Annotated in this window: 17 protein-coding genes; 4 read left to right on the top strand and 13 right to left on the bottom strand. The window is 68.5% G+C overall.

From position 1 onward, the window contains the following. Nucleotides 1-13 precede the first annotated feature (13 nt). From ACPCUW_RS18770 to ACPCUW_RS18750, 5 genes are all read right to left on the bottom strand, one after another. Nucleotides 14-1750, bottom strand: coding sequence for an ABC transporter substrate-binding protein (locus tag ACPCUW_RS18770; protein ID WP_423426174.1), 1737 nt, complete (start codon nucleotides 1748-1750; stop codon nucleotides 14-16). After that, nucleotides 1750-2952 (bottom strand): protein translocase subunit SecF, encoded by a 1203-nt coding sequence (gene secF, locus ACPCUW_RS18765; RefSeq protein WP_423426172.1) that lies wholly within the window; start codon nucleotides 2950-2952, stop codon nucleotides 1750-1752. The genes ACPCUW_RS18770 and secF overlap by 1 nt, the downstream gene beginning before the upstream one ends. Continuing rightward, a complete protein-coding gene (secD, locus tag ACPCUW_RS18760) occupies nucleotides 2949-4769 on the bottom strand; it encodes a protein translocase subunit SecD (protein WP_423426170.1) in 1821 nt (606 codons plus the stop codon). Before secD ends, secF begins: the two co-directional genes overlap by 4 nt. A 138-nt stretch (nucleotides 4770-4907) precedes the next feature. Continuing rightward, nucleotides 4908-5369 (bottom strand): preprotein translocase subunit YajC, encoded by a 462-nt coding sequence (yajC, locus tag ACPCUW_RS18755; protein WP_423426168.1) that lies wholly within the window; start codon nucleotides 5367-5369, stop codon nucleotides 4908-4910. A 136-nt stretch (nucleotides 5370-5505) separates the two neighbouring features. After that, nucleotides 5506-6999, bottom strand: a complete 1494-nt coding sequence (locus ACPCUW_RS18750; protein ID WP_063019249.1) for a flavin-containing monooxygenase — start codon at nucleotides 6997-6999, stop codon at nucleotides 5506-5508. A 70-nt stretch (nucleotides 7000-7069) separates the two neighbouring features. Here ACPCUW_RS18750 and ACPCUW_RS18745 point away from each other — a divergent pair, with 70 nt between their 5' ends. Both ACPCUW_RS18745 and ACPCUW_RS18740 read left to right on the top strand, forming a co-directional pair. Then, on the top strand, nucleotides 7070-7702 hold the full coding sequence (locus ACPCUW_RS18745; RefSeq protein WP_423426322.1) for a TetR/AcrR family transcriptional regulator: 633 nt from the start codon (nucleotides 7070-7072) through the stop codon (nucleotides 7700-7702). A gap of 22 nt (nucleotides 7703-7724) precedes the next feature. Then, a complete protein-coding gene (locus ACPCUW_RS18740) occupies nucleotides 7725-8249 on the top strand; it encodes a DivIVA domain-containing protein (RefSeq protein WP_030513913.1) in 525 nt (174 codons plus the stop codon). A gap of 28 nt (nucleotides 8250-8277) precedes the next feature. On the opposite strand, the gene ruvB is transcribed toward ACPCUW_RS18740, so the two are convergent. The 4 genes from ruvB to ACPCUW_RS18720 all read right to left on the bottom strand — a co-directional run bounded on the left by ruvB (nucleotide 8278) and on the right by ACPCUW_RS18720 (nucleotide 11234). Next, nucleotides 8278-9417: a Holliday junction branch migration DNA helicase RuvB gene (gene ruvB, locus ACPCUW_RS18735; RefSeq protein ID WP_231982983.1), complete on the bottom strand. Its 1140-nt coding sequence runs from the start codon at nucleotides 9415-9417 to the stop codon at nucleotides 8278-8280. Between the two features lie 5 nt (nucleotides 9418-9422). Continuing rightward, entirely contained in the window at nucleotides 9423-10028 is a 606-nt protein-coding gene (ruvA, locus tag ACPCUW_RS18730) for a Holliday junction branch migration protein RuvA (protein ID WP_423426166.1), read from the bottom strand. Further along, complete coding sequence (ruvC, locus tag ACPCUW_RS18725; protein ID WP_030513910.1) at nucleotides 10025-10594, bottom strand: crossover junction endodeoxyribonuclease RuvC; 570 nt, start codon at nucleotides 10592-10594, stop codon at nucleotides 10025-10027. The genes ruvA and ruvC overlap by 4 nt, the downstream gene beginning before the upstream one ends. Before the next feature lie 121 nt (nucleotides 10595-10715). Then, the gene (locus ACPCUW_RS18720; protein WP_423426164.1) at nucleotides 10716-11234 is read right to left on the bottom strand and encodes an O-acetyl-ADP-ribose deacetylase; all 519 of its coding nucleotides are present in this window, start codon (nucleotides 11232-11234) and stop codon (nucleotides 10716-10718) included. Between the two features lie 145 nt (nucleotides 11235-11379). On the opposite strand from ACPCUW_RS18720, the gene ACPCUW_RS18715 reads away from it, so the two are divergent. Next, nucleotides 11380-12867, top strand: coding sequence for an alpha/beta hydrolase (locus ACPCUW_RS18715; RefSeq protein WP_423426320.1), 1488 nt, complete (start codon nucleotides 11380-11382; stop codon nucleotides 12865-12867). Between the two features lie 55 nt (nucleotides 12868-12922). Here the strand turns inward: ACPCUW_RS18715 and ACPCUW_RS18710 are convergent, their stop codons facing one another. The 4 genes from ACPCUW_RS18710 to ACPCUW_RS18695 all read right to left on the bottom strand — a co-directional run bounded on the left by ACPCUW_RS18710 (nucleotide 12923) and on the right by ACPCUW_RS18695 (nucleotide 16863). Beyond that, complete coding sequence (locus ACPCUW_RS18710; protein ID WP_030513907.1) at nucleotides 12923-13675, bottom strand: YebC/PmpR family DNA-binding transcriptional regulator; 753 nt, start codon at nucleotides 13673-13675, stop codon at nucleotides 12923-12925. Between the two features lie 122 nt (nucleotides 13676-13797). Continuing rightward, nucleotides 13798-14460, bottom strand: coding sequence for a pyridoxal 5'-phosphate synthase glutaminase subunit PdxT (gene pdxT, locus ACPCUW_RS18705; protein WP_423426161.1), 663 nt, complete (start codon nucleotides 14458-14460; stop codon nucleotides 13798-13800). 67 nt (nucleotides 14461-14527) lie between these two features. Then, nucleotides 14528-15346, bottom strand: coding sequence for an acyl-CoA thioesterase (locus ACPCUW_RS18700; protein ID WP_063019556.1), 819 nt, complete (start codon nucleotides 15344-15346; stop codon nucleotides 14528-14530). An 83-nt stretch (nucleotides 15347-15429) separates the two neighbouring features. Beyond that, entirely contained in the window at nucleotides 15430-16863 is a 1434-nt protein-coding gene (locus tag ACPCUW_RS18695; protein WP_423426159.1) for an MFS transporter, read from the bottom strand. Nucleotides 16864-17047: 184 nt separating this feature from the next. Here ACPCUW_RS18695 and ACPCUW_RS18690 point away from each other — a divergent pair, with 184 nt between their 5' ends. Then, entirely contained in the window at nucleotides 17048-17659 is a 612-nt protein-coding gene (locus ACPCUW_RS18690) for a hypothetical protein (RefSeq protein ID WP_423426158.1), read from the top strand. The last annotated feature ends 32 nt before the right edge of the window (nucleotides 17660-17691 follow it).

The raw sequence follows: 17691 nt of genomic DNA, 5'->3' as shown, positions 1-17691 counted from the left end.
CGTCCGAGGACGCTCACCGCCGCAACACCCAGCGGTCCATATTCCAGCCCGCACCGGCCTTGGTGGGGCTCGCGACCCCGTTCTCCAGCCCTTTCCCGAACGCTACGGTCCGAGGCGTGTTGAACAGCGGGATCGACGGCATCTCGTTCCACAGCAGATTCTCGGCCTCGGTGTCCAGATTCAACACCGTCACCGAATTGTCGTCCGCCGCAAGCTGATCCGCGATCGCATCGTAACGCCCGTTGCCGAACCGCCCGAAATTCGCGCCCTGGCCGGTGCGCAACGCAGCGGTCGCCTCGATCCCCGGCAGGGAACCGGCGGGGCCCACGGCGGCCGCGGTGCCACCGAGTACGGCGTCCACCTTGCCGGCGCCCAGTTCCGCGGGCGTGAAGTCCGCCGCACCGGCGTCGACGACGGTCACGCCCGCCGCCTTGCAGGCATCCGCGATCATCGCCACCGTGCGCGCACGACGGTCGTCGGGACTGCGATAGCCGATCCGGATCGTCGGATTGGCCACCCCGGCCGCGGACAGGGCGCGCTGCGCGCCCGGCGCGTCGCCCGCGCGGTATTTGTCCGCCGGACCCGTGATCGCCGGGTAGTACACCGAATCGGCCTGGACCGTCCGGGAATCGAGGGGCCCGGATCCCAGGCCGGACTTGTTGTCGAAACCTGGATGTCCCAGCGTGTCGAACAACGCCTGCCGCGGGACGCACAGTGCGAACGCGCGCCGGGCATCGGCGGAGGCGAAGACGCCCGCGGTGGACAGCACCAACTGCTCGGCGCCGCGGCCCGGTTCCTGATTCACCGAAAACTTGTTCAGGCCCAGGTCTTTCACCGAGCCTGCGCCGATGTCGACCACCTCGACGGCGTTGTCGGAGATCTTCTTCTTCAGGTCGGCGTTCTTGGGCCACACCACGATTCGGGGAGTGGCGGGCTTGTTGCCCCACCACTTGTCGTTCTTGACCAGCACCAAACCGTCACCGTCGCTGTAGGACTCGATGCGATACGGCCCCGACGAGGGCAGCAGGTCGGCGTTGATGTCACCGGATTTCAGATTCCAGCCGGTATTCCAGAACTGCGCCAGCCGGTCCAATGCGGCCTGGTCGCCGGACTGCACCGCCGCCACCACATTCGGCACACCCGCGGCCTTGGCCGCGATATGTGACGGCATCAGATCCCCGGCGTTGAACAGCGTCCGCCACGCCAGGAAGTGATGATCGGGCCGGAACACGACGGTGGCGTCCTTGGATCCGGGCTGGCATTCGACCCGCTCGATATCGGAGTAGCCGGTGGTGGAGGCGGCGTCGAACAGCGGAATCGCGCCGCCCGGGCCCGGTTTGGTGAATCGCCCACTGCGCGCGGCCCATTCGAGCACGAGATCATCGCACGAGGTGGGTACGCCGTCGGAATAGACCGCGTCGCGGTTGAGCCGGTACCGGATGGTCTGCGCCTCGCCGGCCACCTCGTTCGCGGTGCCGACATCGGTATCGGCGACGGGCTGGCCGTCCGGACCGGTGTAGTAGAACCCGGTCAGCACGCGGGCGAACAGCGCCGCGGAGCCGCCCGCGACACCGGCCGAACTCCCGCCGTTGTAGGTGGCCGGCACCGCGTCGACGGCATATCCGATGGATGGCACCTGGTTCTTGCTCGAACAACCCGCGATCACCCCGGTGAGCAGTGCCCCGGCCGCGATCACACCGAATGTCCGCCGGAGCGTCCGCCGCACGCGATCCGACCCCCTTCGCCTCATCAGTGGGTTCTCTTGTGCCGCTTCCCGGTGGGCCGGGCACCGGGTCTCGGTGCGGCGGAACCGCTGTCGCGGGTGCGGGTCGCGACCGGGGTACCGGAGGTGCGACGACCCAGCGCCTCACCCGTGCGGCCGGTATCGCCGGCGGCGCGCTTGGCGAGCACCTTGCGGGTGTGCGCTGCCACCGGGCCGAAGCGTTCCTTGATCGACACCAGCAGCGGCACGGCGAAGAAGATCGACGAGTAGGCGCCGACGATCATGCCGACCAGCTGCACCAGCGCGAGGTCCTTCAACGTGCCCACACCGAGCAGCCAGACCGCGATCACCAGCATGCCGACGATGGGCAGAATGCCGATCACCGTCGTGTTGATCGAGCGCATCAGCGTCTGGTTGGCGGCGAGATTGGCCTGTTCACCATAGGTGCGCCGAGTCAGATGCAGAACACCGCGGGTGTTCTCCTCGACCTTGTCGAACACCACGACGTTGTCGTAGAGCACGTAGCCCAGGATGGTCAGCAGACCGATCACCGCGGCGGGCGTCACCTCGAAGCCGACGATCGAATAGATGCCGGCGGTGACGATCAGGTTGAAGAACAGCGAGGCGATGGCGGCGATCGACATATCGCGTTCGAATCGAATGGCGATGTAGACCATCGTCAACAGGACGAACACCACCAGCGCGATGATCGCCTTGCGGGTGATCTGCCCACCCCAGGTCTCGCTGATCTCGGTGACGCTGATGACGCTGCGGCTGGCAGTACCGCTGGAATCCTTCGGGTGGTACTTCGTGAACAGCGCGTCCGCGATCTTGTCCTGCTGCGCGGAATCCAGTGTCTCGGAACGGATCTCGAAGGAGGCCGAGGAACCGGATCCGACCTTCTGCACGGTGACCGGGCTGTGTCCCAGGGCTTGGGAGTAGGTGTCCTCGACCGAGGTCGTGGTCATACCGCTGGTCGCCGGGATCTGGATCTTCGTACCACCGGCGAAATCGATGCCGAGGGTGAAGCCGCGCACCGCGATACTCAGCACCGCGATCAAGACCAGCACGGCGGCGATGCCGTAGTACAGCTTGCGCCGGCCGACGATCCGGAAGCCGCCGGTACCGGTGTAGAGGCGTTCGAAGAATCCGTGCTTCGGCGCTTCCCCGGCGGGCAGCGACTCGTCCACGATCGGTTCCTCCAACACCTGACTGCGATTGTCGCTCATCGTGACCCCGTCCCTACGAGTGTGCCCGCCGCCTTACGCTCCCGCGCGATCTGCTGCACCGCGCCCAGACCGTTGACCGACGGCTTCGCCCAGAACGGCGAGCGCGAGGCCAGCATCATCAGCGGCGAGGTCACCAGGTAGAGCACCACCACGTCGAGCACGGTGGTGAGGCCGAGGGTGAACGCGAAGCCCTTCACCTGCCCGGCCGCCAGGATGTAGAGCACCACCGAGGCGATGAGGCTGACGGTCTTACCCGAGAGGTTGGTGCGCTGCGCGCGAGCCCAGCCGCGCGGGACGGCCGAGCGGAAACTGCGGCCCTCGCGCATCTCGTCCTTGATGCGTTCGAAGAACACCACGAACGAGTCCGCGGTCATACCGATACCGATGATCAGACCGGCGATACCGGCCAGGTCGAGGGTGAAGTTGATCCACCGGCCGAGCAGCACGATGATCCCGTATACCGCCACACCCGAGGCCACCAGCGAGAACCCGGCCAGGAAGCCGAGCATCCGATAGTAGAGCAGGCAGTACAGCAGCACCGCGACCAAACCGATCGCACCGGCGATCAAACCGGCGTGCAGCGAGGCCAGGCCGAGCGTCGCCGACACTGTGGAGGCTTCCGAGACCTCGAACGACAGCGGCAGCGAGCCGTACTTCAGCGAGTTGGCGAGTTCCTTGGCGGTGGAGGCGTTGAACTGGCCGGTGATCTGGGTGGTACCGCCGAGCTGCGGCCCCTGCTGAACGACGGGCGCGCTGATCACCTTCGAGTCGAGGGTGAAGGCCACCTGCTTCTGCAGGTATTCCTTGGTGAGATCGGCCCACGCGTCGGCGTTCTTGAACGTCAGATCGACCGCCCACTGCGACTGCTGGTTCAGCGACGAACTCGCATCCTTGATGTCCTGGCCGTCGATGCGCATCGGGGCCAGCAGGTACACCGCGTTGCCGTCCGACGAGCAGGTCACCAGCGGCAGCTTCGGATCGTCGTTACCGGCCAGCGGGTCGGGCTTGTGGCAGTCCAGTTGCTGGGCCGCCAGCTGCTGGACCTGCGGGTCGGTGCTCTGCCGCAGCGCACGCGCCGCGTCGATCTCCTGCTTGGCCTGTTGCTGCGGCGTCAGCGCCGGGTTCGGCGCACCGGGCTCCGGAGAGGGTGCCGGAGCCGGAGCGGGCGTCGTCGGAGCCTGCGCCGGAGCCGGGAAGACCCGGTTCTGCGCGGTCGTGCCCGAGGATTCGCCGGTGCCGGACGTCTCACCCGAAGAGGCCGGCCCCGAGGCGGTGCCGGATTCGTTCGACGGCTTCGACTCGGTACCGGGCGACGCACCCGGTGCGGGTGCCTGCTGGCCGGCACCCGGAGCCGGGGTGTTCGCGGGCGGGGTGCCGGGCTGCTCCGCGCCGGGAGCGGGCTCGCCACCGGTCTGGATCTTGCCGTCGGGCCCGACCGGCAACGGCTGTCCGACCACCGGGCGGATGTACAGCTTGGCCGTGGTGGCCAGCGACTTCGCCTGCTGCCCGTCGCTGCCGGGCACGGTGATGACCAGGTTGTTGCCGTCGATCACCACCTCGGAACCGGCCACACCGAGGCCGTTGACCCGGGATTCGATGATCTGCTGGGCCTGCTTGAGGCTGTCCTTGCTCGGCTTACCGCCGTCGGGCGTGCGCGGGGTCAGCGTGACCTGGGTTCCACCCTGCAGGTCGATTCCCAGTTTGGGTTCCGGCGACTTGTCACCGGTGAAGAACACCAACGCGTAGATCACCGCGAGCAGCACGGCGTAGACGCCGAGCAGCCGCAGCGGATGCCCCGTTCCCTTGGAAGGTGGCACAGTACATATCTCCTAGGCGGTGAGGGTGGCGGCCGGAATCGCGGCATGACCTGCGAGCACGGAGCACCGGCGAACGCGGGCCCACGGACACGCCGCACCGCCGTCGCGGCGGCGGAGCGCTGCGACGGCGGAAGCGGGTCAGTCTTTGCGCAGCCGGGCTGCGGTGTCCTCGACGGATTCCTCCACACCGGAGGCCGAGGCCGATCCGTTGGCCGCCGAGCCGTTCGCGGAAGCCGAACCGTTCGTCCCGTTGGTGCCGGCAGTCTCCGCTGCGGGAGCGGCGATCGCCCCGTCGCCGGACTCCTCGGTGGCGGAACCCGCCTCGGCGGAGTCGGCGGTGTCGCCACCGGGGCGCACATCGCGAATGGCGGCGCGCAGCCAGGTGGTCACCACATCCTCGGCGATCTCCAGGTCGACGGTCTCCTCGTCGAGGTCGACCACGGTGCCGTAGAGGCCGGAGGTGGTGGTGACCTGGTCACCGACCTTCACGCTCTCCTGCATATCGGCGACCTTCTGCGCTTCGCGCTTCTGGCGGCGGACACCGAGAAACATCGGTACGAGCAGAACTACCAGTAGCAGCGGAAACAGCAGGTTCGCCATCGTCGTAGTCGGTCCTAGTTTGGTGGGTTGGATGGGCTGTACCCACACAGTCTGCCAGCAACCTGGAATATCGCCACACCCGCGGTGCGCGCGGCGAGGTGCGCCACACCGGCGCGAACCCCGCCGCAGCGGTGCCTCAGGCGGCGGGCGCGCCGTAGACGTAGTCGTCGAGCGGGAAGTTCACCGCTTCGCGGTGGGTGGTGATCGTGCTGTTCGGGCGCAGCAGCGCGGCCTCGCCGTGCTGGTTGAAGTAGTAGCTGCGGGCCGTCGAGCAGCTCCCGGCGTAGAAGACCGACGAGCCGAGCTTCTCGGTCACGTAGTCCAGGAAGCGCGCGTTGGCCTCTTCCCGCACCTCGAAGACCTCCTCACCGCGTCGGCGAGCCTCGCGCAGCAGCCGGTCCATGTGCTTCATCTGCGCCTCGATGGTGGTGAAGTAGGACAGACCGCTGTAGGAGTAGGGGCTGTTGAGGCTGAAGAAGTTCGGGAACTTCGGCACCGTGATGCCCTCGTAGGCCTGGAATCGGTTGTCGCGCCAGAACTTTCCGAGATTCACCCCGTCGCGGCCGATGATCTCGACGGCCGGGAAGTTCACATCCCAGAGATTGAAGCCGGTCGCGAGGATCAGCGTGTCGATCTCGGTCTTGTGCCCGTCCGCGGTCACGATGCCGTCGGCCTCGACATGGTCGATCGCATTGGTCTCGAGCCGCACGTGCGGTTCGTTGAAGGTCTTGAAGTAGGTGTTGGAGAAGGTGGGCCGCTTACAGCCGAAGTCGTAGTGCGGCGTCAGCTTGTCGCGGGTCTCCTTGTCGCGCACCTGCGCGCGCAGATGCGCCTTCGCCAGCAGTGCGGCGCCCTTGTTGCCGAGTTTGGCCTGCTTGTAGTGCAGGACACCGGAGACCATCAGCAGTTCCAGAGCGCCGGTGTTGACCAGTCGCGCCGCCTTCTGGGTCAGCGGCACCTTCTCGAACAGCCGTTGAACGCGCTTCGGAATGGCGGTGTCGACCTTGGGTACGACCCAGATCGGCGTGCGCTGGAAGACGGTCAGTTCCGCGACCTTCTTCGCGGCCTCCGGCACGAGCTGTACGGCGGTGGCGCCGGTGCCGATGACGGCGGCGCGCCGGCCGGTCAGATCGAAATCGTCCTCCCAGGCGGTGGTGTGGATGATCTTGCCGGCGAAGCTGTCGATGCCCGGGAACGGCGGGGTATAGGGCTGGGACAGGAAGCCGGTCGCGGTGAGCAGATAGCGCGCGGTGAGGGTTTCGCCACCCTCGACCGACACCACCCAGTGCGCGTGTTCGGAATCCCAGCGAGCGCCGCCGACGACCTGGTTGAACCGCATCCGGCGGCGCAGGTCGTATTTGTCCGCGATGTGCTCGGCGTACTTCTTGAGCTCGGCCCCCGGGGCGAACAGCCGCGACCAGTGCGGATTCGGTTCGAACGAATACGAGTAGGTCACCGACGCTATATCGACGGCCAGGCCCGGGTAGTGATTGACGTGCCAGGTCCCGCCCAGGCCGTCCTCGCGCTCGAGGATCACGAAATTCTTCAAACCGAGACGATCCAGCTGAATTCCGGCCCCCATACCGCCGAATCCCGCACCGACCACCACGGCGTCGTACTGAGGTGCCACGCCGAACCTCCCTGTTACCTGACGTATCTGATACGGAATGACACATCATTCCGTTGCGGAACACCGTATCATCGGGTCCGTGCCGAAGCCATCCACACATCTGGAGCGACGCAAGGCCGAACTGCGGCAACAGATCATCGACACCGCCTTCGCCTGCTTCGCCGACAAGGGCTATCACGCCACCGGAATCGCCGATATCGCCACGGCCCTCGGAATCGGGCACGGGACGTTCTATCGCTACTTCGAGAACAAGCGCGACATCATCGACCACGTGATCGACGATCTCGCCGCGCGGATCATCGAGGCGCTCGGAACGGAGAACGCGCCCGACGCGGCGACCTCGCTCGCCGATTACCGGCGTCAGCTGGACCGCATCGGCGTCGCGCTGCACCGGATCTTCCTCGAAGACCGCCGGGTCGCGCAGTTGCTGCTGTTCCAGGCGACCGGCATCGATCCGGAGTTGACGATGCGGCTCTACGGCCTGCTCGACACCGCCGACGCGCTGACCACCGGATATCTCGAGCACGGTGTGGAATTGGGCTATCTGCGGGCCGACCTCGACGCCGCCAATACGGCCAAGGCGGTGACCGGCATGCTGCTCGCGGCCATCGTGCACGGCCTGCGCGATCCCGATCCGGAGTCGACCGACGGACTGGCCCAGGCGATTCCGCGATTGTTGATCGACGGGGTGCGCGCCGGCTGAGCGGTGTTGTAACAATGTGCGGGTGACGCCGGAGTATGTGCGAGGGATCCGTTTCGGCCGGGCCCCGATCGGGCACCGCGGCTACGACCCCGCCGAGGTCGACGCGTTCTGCGCCGCCCTCGCCGATGCCTTCGCGGGCCGGGCCATTGTGAGCGCGGCCGCCATTCGCGGACACGAATTCGGCCTGGCCGCTCCCGGCCGCCGCGATTACGACCGCGACGAGGTGGACGCATTTCTCGATCGCGCCTGCGTGGCGCTGGAATCCGCGCGCTACGGCCCGGCCCGGCCGCAGGTGGCGTGGCCGCCGTCGCCGGAATATGTTTCCCGGCTGCGGTTTTCGGCGCCGCCGCTGGGCCGGAGCGGATATGTCGCCGACGAGGTCGACGCGTTCCGCGAGCGCGTGGCCGCGCTACTGGCACAGGCCGCGACGGGATGGGACGCGGCGGCGATCCGCCCCGCATTCGGCACCGCCGCGGCAGGGGTCCGGGCCTACCATCGCGGCGAGGTGGATGCCTTCGTGGATGCGGTCGCGGCGCTGGTGAGCTGACGCGATCGAACTGGCGGGCCGGACGCGATCAGTCGAACAGGTCGAGGGTGGGCTGGACTTCGCGGCCTCGGACCTCGATGGATCCGAAAACCAGATCCGGCGGCGGCACCAGGCCCAGATGCTCCCAGGCGGCGGCGGTGGCGACCCGCCCGCGCGGGGTGCGCGCGACCATACCGGCGCGAACCAGGAACGGTTCGCACACCTCCTCGACGGTGGCGGCCTCCTCCCCCACGGCCACCGCCAGCGTCGACACACCGACCGGCCCGCCGCCGAAGCCGCGGACCAGCGCGCCCAGGACGGCGCGGTCGAGCCGGTCCAATCCCAGCGAATCCACGTCGTAGACCGCCAGCGCGGCCTTGGCGATGTCCCGGGTGACCAGGCCGTCGGCCCGTACCTCGGCATAGTCGCGGACCCGGCGCAGCAGCCGGTTGGCGATGCGAGGTGTACCCCGGGAGCGGCCGGCGATCTCTGCCGCCGCATCGGATTCGATGCGCACGCCGAGGATCGCCGCCGAACGCTGCAGAATGCGCTGCAGTTCCTCGGGCTCGTAGAAGTCCATATGGCCGGTGAAGCCGAAGCGGTCGCGAAGCGGGCCGGTCAGCGCGCCCGAGCGCGTGGTGGCGCCGACCAGGGTGAACGGCGCGATCTCCAAGGGGATCGAGGTCGCTCCCGGTCCCTTGCCGACCACGACGTCGACCCGGAAATCCTCCATCGCCAGGTACAGCATCTCCTCGGCCGGGCGGGCCATGCGGTGGATCTCGTCGATGAACAGCACGTCGCCCTCGACGAGATTGCTCAGCATCGCGGCCAGGTCACCGGCGCGTTCCAGAGCCGGTCCGGACGTGATGCGCAGCGCGGTACCGAGTTCGGCGGCGATGATCATCGCCATACTGGTCTTGCCGAGCCCGGGCGGGCCGGACAGCAGGACGTGGTCGGGGGTGCCGCCGCGCTGGGTCGCACCGCGCAGGACCAGAGCCAGCTGCTCGCGCACCCGGGGCTGGCCGATGAAGTCGTCCAGGGATTTCGGGCGCAGGCCGGCCTCGATGTCGCCGTCGGAGGTCAGGTAGTTCGCGGTGACCGCGGATTCGCCGCCGTCCGCACCGGTGTCGACATCGTCGGTGCCGGGAGCGATACCGTCACTGCCGGAAGGGAATTCGTCGTCGTGCATCGGCGTCACCGATTCCGGCCGAGGATCGCCAGTGCGGCCCGCAGGGCCTGCGAGGTACCCAGTTCGGGCTGTTCGGCGAGGACACCGTCGACGGCGGGCTCGGCCTGCTTCACCGGGAACCCGAGACCGGTCAACGCCTCCACGACCTGATCACGCACCGGGGTGACGACCGGGGTGGGCGCCGCGCCGGCCGGGGCGGACTGCACGGGAACCAGATTCACCTTGTCGCGCAATTCGACCACCATGCGCTCGGCCCCGCGTTTACCGATGCCCGGTACGCGGGTCAGTGCGGCGACGTTGCTCTCCGCCAAGGCTTTTCGCAGCGCCTCGGGCTCGAGCACCGCCAGCACCGCCATCGCCAGCCGGGGACCGACACCGGAGACGGTTTGCAGCAGCCCGAACAGATCGCGCGCCTCGGTATCGGCGAAGCCGTACAGCGTCATCGAATCCTCGCGCACGATCATCGCGGTGTAGAGGCGGGCCTCGTCGCCGCGGGTGAGACCGGCCAGCGTGGAGGGGGTGGCGTTGAGCCGGTATCCGACGCCCGCAGCCTCCAGCACCGCGTGGTCGAGCCCGATCTCGAGCACCTCACCGCGCACCGACGCGATCACCTGGTCACCGCCTTTCGTTGCTGGGCAAGCCTTTCGGCGTATCTGCGCCGCGCCTGTTCGGCCTGGGCCTCCGCCTTCGCCATCCGCTCCAGCATCGGCGCCCGCCAGCAGTGGCAGATCGCCAGCGCCAGGGCGTCGGCCGCGTCGGCCGGTTTCGGCGCCGTCTGCAAGCCTAAAATGCGGGTCACCATCGCCGTCACCTGAGCCTTGTCCGCGGAACCGTTGCCGGTCACCGCCGCTTTGACCTGGCTCGGAGTGTGGAAGGCGACGGGTATGCCGCGCCGCGCGGCGGCCAGCGCGATCACCCCGCCGGCCTGTGCGGTGCCCATCGCGGTGCGGACGTTGTGCTGGGAGAAGACCCGCTCGATCGCGACCGCCTCGGGTCGATGGGTGTCCATCCAGTGCTCGGCGGCGTCGGCGACGCCCAGCAGCCGCTGCGCGAGGTCCATATCGGCCGGTGTCCGCACGACGTCGACGTCGAGCGCGGTGACCTGCCGCCCCAGACCGCCCTCGACGATGCTCAGGCCGCACCGGGTGAGCCCGGGGTCGACACCCATCACCCGCACGAAATGCACCCCTGTCGATTCGCGAACAATTGTTCGAAGTCTAACCGAGAGCCCCCGCACCGGCGGCCACCGACACGGAGCCGGGACGCCGCGACCCCGCACCGCGGAGCGACGAAGCCTGCTATTCCAGTGCGGCCAGCGCGGACTCGAACACCCGATGCGCGGTCGCGCCGAACAGGACGAAACGGATCTCGGCGGCGCCGGTACGCGCCGTCCGGACGGTGTCGAGGGCGATCCGGGCGCCGTCGTCGAGAGGCCAGCCGTACACGCCGGTGGAGATCGCCGGGAAGGCGATCGTGCGGGCACCCAATTCCTCTGCGACACGCAGGGATTCGCGGTAGCAGGAGGCCAGCAGGGCGGAGCGGTCGTGTTTCGCCGCCCAGACCGGGCCGACGGTGTGGATCACCCAGCGGGCGGGAAGGTTGCCGGCCGTCGTCGCCACGGCCGCCCCGGTGGGCAGGCCGTCGGGATAGGTCGTCGCCCGCAACTGCTTGCAGGCGGCGAGGATGTCGGGTCCACCGCGGCGGCGGATCGCACCGTCGACCCCACCGCCACCCAGCAGCCCGGAGTTGGCGGCATTGACCACAGCGTCCACGTCTTGTTCGGTGATATCCCCGCGCAACAGCACGATTTCGGCCATATTCCCCATTGTGCCCGCGCGGGGCTCGCGCGGCGCCGGACTTCGACCCCATCTTCCCCGGCCGCCCGGCCGGACCGGACTCCGAGCGAGTTCACAGGGTTTCTCGAGGAACGCCACCGACAATTACGCCGTGTTCCCAGCGCCCATGGATGTGCCGACGCCCGCGCCGACCGCCCCCGCCGCGCCCGCGCCGACCGCCGCCCCCGCGGTGGCGCCGCCTCCGCCACCTCAGCTCCCCTCGGCGAAACTGAACCCCTACAACGGTTTTCATCACGGCGTCTCGCTGCTGCACGGCTGGCTGCCGCTGACCATCGAGATCGTCGCCGCCGTCCTGCTCGTGGTCGCCATCGTGCGCTGGAGCCGGCGGTGGTGGCTGATCCGGGTGCCGATCTGCCTCGCCCTCGGGGTGGTGGCCGCCTTCGCCGCCCGCACCGTGATGAACAACGAGGGCCTGGCCTCCGATCCCGCTCCGGTGCGGCTGTGGATCTGGGTGGGCGTCGCGGTCGCCGCGATCGCGCTGGTGGTCGTCGGCTGGCCGGGCGCACGGTGGTGGCACCGTACCGCCGCGATCGTGGCGGTGCCGTTCGCGATCGCCAGTTCGGCGGTGGTGCTCAACCAGTGGGTGGGCTACTACCCGAGTGTGCAGTCGGCGTGGAATGCGCTGACGGCCGGGCCGCTGCCCCACCAGACCGATCAGGACGAACTCGCCACGATGCGCAACAGTCACCCCGCGAACGGCGTGGTGGTGCCGATCGACACCGGCGACGGCGCCAGCGGGTTCAAGCACCGCACCGAATACGTCTACCTGCCACCGGCGTGGTTCGCCGGGCCCACCCCGCCCGCCCTGCCGGCGGTGATGATGATCGGCGGCGAATTCAACACTCCCGCCGACTGGTTGCGCAGCGGCCAGATCATGCCCGCCATCGACGCGTTCACCGCGGCCCACGCCGGCAGCGCCCCCGTCCTGGTCTTCGTCGACTCCTCGGGCAGCTTCAACAACGACACCGAATGCGTCGACGGGCCGCGCGGCGCCGCCGCCGACCACCTCACGAAAGATGTTGTGCCGTATGTGGACTCGCGTTTCGGCGTGCCGGCCGACCCGGCGAAGTGGGCGGTAATCGGCTGGTCGATGGGCGGTACCTGCGCCACAGACCTGACCGTGATGCATCCGGAGCTGTTCCGCACCTTCGTCGATATCGCGGGCGATCTCGGCCCCACGTCCGGCACCAAGGATCAGACGATCTCCCGCCTCTACGGCGGCGACGCGGCGGCCTACGACCGCTTCGACCCGCTGACGGTGATGGCGAAGCACGGCCCCTATACCGATGTCGCCGGATTGTTCGACGATCTGACGCCACCGCACCGCCCGGACCGCACCGGTAAGGACGCCGGCGGCCGGTTCCACCTGCCGCAGGTCGACGAGAGCCGCATCGGCGTCGGTGGCCAGGACGGCGTCATGGATACCGGCGAGGTCGGTGCCGCCGAGAAACTGTGTGGTCAGGGCCGCGCGGTCGGCATCGAGTGCACCATCCACACCACTCAGGGCGGGCATACCTGGCAGTTCGCGGCGGCCGCGTTCACCTCGTCGCTGCCGTGGGTGTCGGCGCGGCTCGGACTGCCCGTGCACACCTGATCACACGCCGCGGGCCGCCGCCGGTCCATCCGGCAGCGGCCCGCGGCGGTACGGATCAGGCGTCGAGTTCGGCGAGAACCTCGTCGGAGACATCGACGTTGGTGTACACGTTCTGCACGTCGTCGCTGTCCTCGAGCGCGTCGACGAGTTTGAACACCTTGCGGGCGCCGTCGGCGTCGACCGCCACCGACACCGAGGGCTGGAAGCCGGATTCGGCGGAGTCGTAATCGATTCCGGCCTCCTGCAGCGCCGTGCGCACGGCGATCAGGTCACTGGGGTCGCTGATGATCTCGAACGAATCACCGAGGTCGTTGACTTCCTCGGCGCCCGCGTCGAGCACCGCGGTCAGCACGTCGTCCTCGCTGAGCCCGTTCTTCTCCAGCGTGACGATGCCCTTGCGGTGGAACAGGTAGGCGACCGACCCGGGGTCGGCCATATTGCCACCGTTGCGAGTCATGGCCACTCGCACCTCACCGGCGGCGCGATTACGGTTGTCGGTGAGGCATTCGATCAGCACCGCAACACCATTGGGCCCGTAGCCCTCGTACATGATGGTCTGCCAGTCGGCGCCGCCGGCCTCTTCACCACCGCCGCGCTTGCGGGCGCGTTCGATGTTGTCGTTGGGAACCGACGACTTCTTCGCCTTCTGGATGGCGTCGTAGAGAGTCGGGTTTCCGCCAGGATCACCACCGCCGGTACGCGCCGCGACCTCGATGTTCTTGATCAGTTTCGCGAACATCTTGCCGCGCTTGGCATCGATCACGGCCTTCTTGTGCTTGGTGGTGGCCCATTTGGAGTGGCCGCTCATTCCCTACTTCCTTCAGGTCGGTGTGCTCGAGGCCCGGGCAGATTCGCGATCTGCGTTCCGGCGATCGCTGTGCAGTCTACTGCCCGGTCCGCCATCGCCCGGCCGGGGTGCGCGGCGAACGGTCAGGTACCGGCGGCCACCGCGGCCCGGACCGAGTCGACGAACAGGCGATGCACGCGCAGATCGCCGGTCACCTCGGGATGGAACGAGGTCGCGATGACCGAGCCCTGCCGGACCGCCACGATCCGGCCCGCCGCCTCCTGCGGGTCGCCCACCGACGGTCCCTCGGCGACCACGGTCCCCGGACGCGGCCGGTGCGGAACCCGGGCCAGGACCTCGACGCCGTCGCCGACTCGTTCCACCCAGGGCGCCCGGATGAACACCGCGCGGATGGGCTCGTCGAGTCCGGTGAAGTCGAGATCGGTTTCGAACGAATCGACCTGGCGTCCGAAGGCGTTGCGCCGCACCGTCATATCGACGCCCGACAGCGACTGCGCGTCGGGACGGGTGTCGAGCACCTCCGACGCCAGCAGGATCATCCCGGCACACGAACCGAAGGCCGGCATGCCCGCGCGCAGCCGCGCCCGCAGCGGTTCCAGCAATCCGAAGACCTCGAGCAGTTTGCTGATCGCGGTGGATTCGCCGCCCGGCAGCACGAGCGCGTCGACGGACTCGAGTTCCGATTCCCGTCGCACACTCACCGGTTCGGCATCGCACGCGGCCAGCGCGTGGAAGTGCTCCCGCACGTCACCCTGCAGAGCCAGCACGCCAATGGTCGGTTTCACGGCACGAGCATACGAGTCGCGCGGCGCGGACGCGGCCCGCGGCCACCGCCGTTGTGGCGCCGCTCACCTACCGCCGCAGTTTGCGGATGAGCCCTTCCTGCACGACCTGGGCGACGAACTGTCCGCGCTGGTTGAAGATCCGCCCGCTGGTGAGCGCGCGGCCGTAGCCCGCGGACGGGGAATTCTGGTCGTAGAGCAGCCATTCGTCGGCGCGGAAGGGGCGCAGGAACCACATCGCGTGGTCGAGCGACGCGTCCTGGGTCGGTTCGTCGCGGTGGGTGACCTTCGACGAACCGAGCAGGGTCATATCGCTCATGTAGGCGAGGGTGCAGACGTGGAACAGCGGGTCGTCGGGCAGCGGGTGCCGGTAGCGGAACCAGACCTGCTGCTGGGAGGCCAGGCCGTCGCGCCGGACCACCTCTTCCTGCGGCACCAGCCGGATGTCCCAGTGCTCCCATTCGCGCATGAGCCACAGCCGCTCCGGGCTCATCGACGCGCGTTCGTCCGGAATGTCCTGCGGCAGTGGAACTTCCGGCATCCGGTCCTGATGTTCGGGACCCTCGTCGCCGACATGGAAGGACGCCGACATGGTGAAGATCGCCTCGCCGTCCTGGACGCCGGTGACGCGTCGGGTGCAGAACGAGCGCCCGTCGCGAATGCGTTCCACCAGATACACGGTCTGCTCGGCGGGATTGCCGGGGCGCAGGAAGTATCCGTGCAGCGAATGCACCTCGAAGCGCGGTTCCACGGTGCGTACGGCCGAGACCAGCGCCTGCCCGGCAACCTGACCGCCGAATGTGCGCGCCAGCTGGGACTTGGTGATCGCGCCGCGGAAGATGTCCCGCTCGAGCCGCTCGATCTCCAGTGCCTCTTCGATCGTCGCCATGTACCGTCCTTCCGCCACGTGCCCCGCTCAGGCTAAGCGATGGCGAACCCGCCCCGGCGCGCGACTCTCCGCCGTGACACCGCTCACGACGCCCGCTTCCCCTGCGATCCGATCAGTTCCCTCGCCTCCTCCGCGGACCGCGCGGCCGGCGCCGAGCCCCACATGTGCCGGCCGTTGGGCTCCTGCAGGAAGTACACCGAGACCGCACCCACCAGCCCCGCGATGATCAGGTAGTACGCCGGCCAGTTCAGATCTCCGGTCGCGCCCACGAGCGCGCCGACCACCACCGATGTGGTGCCGGCGAACAGCGAGACCGCCACGTTGAACGACACCGACAGCCCCGCGCCGCGGACCTTCGTCGGGAACAGCGACGGCAGGGTGGACGGCATGGTCGCGCTGAAGCAGATGAGGGTCAGACCCATCATGAGCAGGCCCAGGAACACGGCGAAGGCGTTGTCGGTGCGCACCAGCAGGACCATCGGAAACGCCAGCACCAGCAACGCGACGATGCCGGCCCAGATGATCGGTTTGCGCCCGACCCGGTCCGAGATCAGGCCGATCACCGGGATGGTCAGCAGCGCGATGGTCATCACCGCGATCTGCAGCCACTGCGACGCCGAGGAGGACACGCCGCCGCCGGTGCTGTCGGGCACGGTCGAGGTGACGTAGGTCGGCATATAGGAGGTGAGCATGTAGTTGGTGACATTCCAGACGACCACCAGGCCCATGCAGACCAGCACGTACGGCCACAGCCGGGCCAGGATCTTCGCCTCCTCGCCGGTCTTGTTCGCCTTCTCCCGCTCCTCGGATTCCTTCTCCAGGGCGGCGAAGGCCGGGGTGTCGGCCAGCCGCGTCCGCAGATAGACGCCGACCACACCCAGCGGCAGCGCGACGAAGAACGGCAGCCGCCAGCCCCACGACAGCAGCTGCTCGTCGGTGAGGGTGGCGTCGGCGAGCGTGACCACCAAGGCGCCCAGCAGATATCCGGTGAAGGTGCCGAATTCCAGCCAGCTGCCGAGGAATCCGCGCCGCCGGTCGGGTGCGTATTCGGCGATGAAGGTCATCGCGTTGCCGTATTCGCCACCGGTCGAGAAACCCTGCAGCAACCGCGCGCCCAGCAACAACATCGGCGCCCAGATCCCGATCGTGTCCTGATCCGGGATACAGCCGATGGCGAACGTGCCGGCCGCCATCAGGATCATCGTGGTGGCGAGCACCTTGTTGCGGCCGACGCGGTCGGCCAGCGGTCCGAAGAACATGCCGCCGAACGGGCGGACGAGGAACGCCACCGCGAACAGGCCGAAGGTGGCGATCGTGCCGGCGGTGTCCCCGAGATGGGAAAAGAACACGTCCTTGATGGTCGGCTCGAAATACGCGTAGACGCCGAAGTCGTACCACTCGGTGATGTTGCCGATACTCGCGGCGCCGATCGCCCGCCGGATGATCGGCGGATCGGTGACGACGATGTCGTCGAGCGACCACCGCCTCGGACGTTCACGCGGAACCAGCACCGCCACGGACCACGACCTCCTCGAGTTCACGACAACCGTCGAACAGCGACGCCGGTGGGGTCCGCGGAGGGTGTTCGATCGCCTCGCGGGTACCGCCGTGCCCGAAATCGACCCGCTCAGGCTATGTGATGGCAAACCCGGTCGCCGGGCGACTCTCCAGGATCCGCGCGGGGGCGGGCATGATAGGCGGATGCCCGCATACGAACCGATCGCCGTGGACGGGCTGGTCGAGCGGGTCGCCGCGGTCGCTCTCGCTTTGCCGGGGCCGGTCGTGGTGGCCGTCGACGGCGCCGACGGTGCGCACCCGCGACAACCGGCGGACCGGATCGCCGAGCGGATCCGCACGCGGGGGCGGCCGGCCGAGCGGGTGTGGTTGCACGACTTCGTGCGCCCGGCATCGCTGCGGCTGGAGTTCGGGCGCGACGAGATGACCTATCGCACAGCCTGGTTCGACTACGCCGCCCTGGATCGTGAAGTGCTGGAAGCGGTACGCGGGCGCGGGCGGTGGCTGCCCGCGCTGTGGGACGAAGTCGAGGATCGGTCCGCTCGGGCGCGCATGCAGCCCGCCGAACCGGGTCTCGTCCTGGTGGTCGCGGGGCCGATGTTGCTCGGCCGGGGTTTGGATTTCGACGTCACCGTGCGGCTGCAGATGTCGGAATCGGCACTGCTGCGCCGAACCGACCCCGCCGACCGATGGACCGTGCCCGCGCTGCTGCGCCATGAACGCGAGCACGACGACATGCCCACCTTCGACGTGCGCTGGGATCATCCGGACCGCCCGGCGGTGCGCACCGGTTCCTGATCGGCGTCGGTCCCGAACCGAAGGCGCAGGGG

This window comes from Nocardia sp. AB354, assembly GCF_049538315.1.
Classification (GTDB): domain Bacteria; phylum Actinomycetota; class Actinomycetes; order Mycobacteriales; family Mycobacteriaceae; genus Nocardia; species Nocardia nova.
Note: the sequence above shows the minus strand (reverse complement) of the source record. Positions and strands in the feature narration are given on the sequence as shown.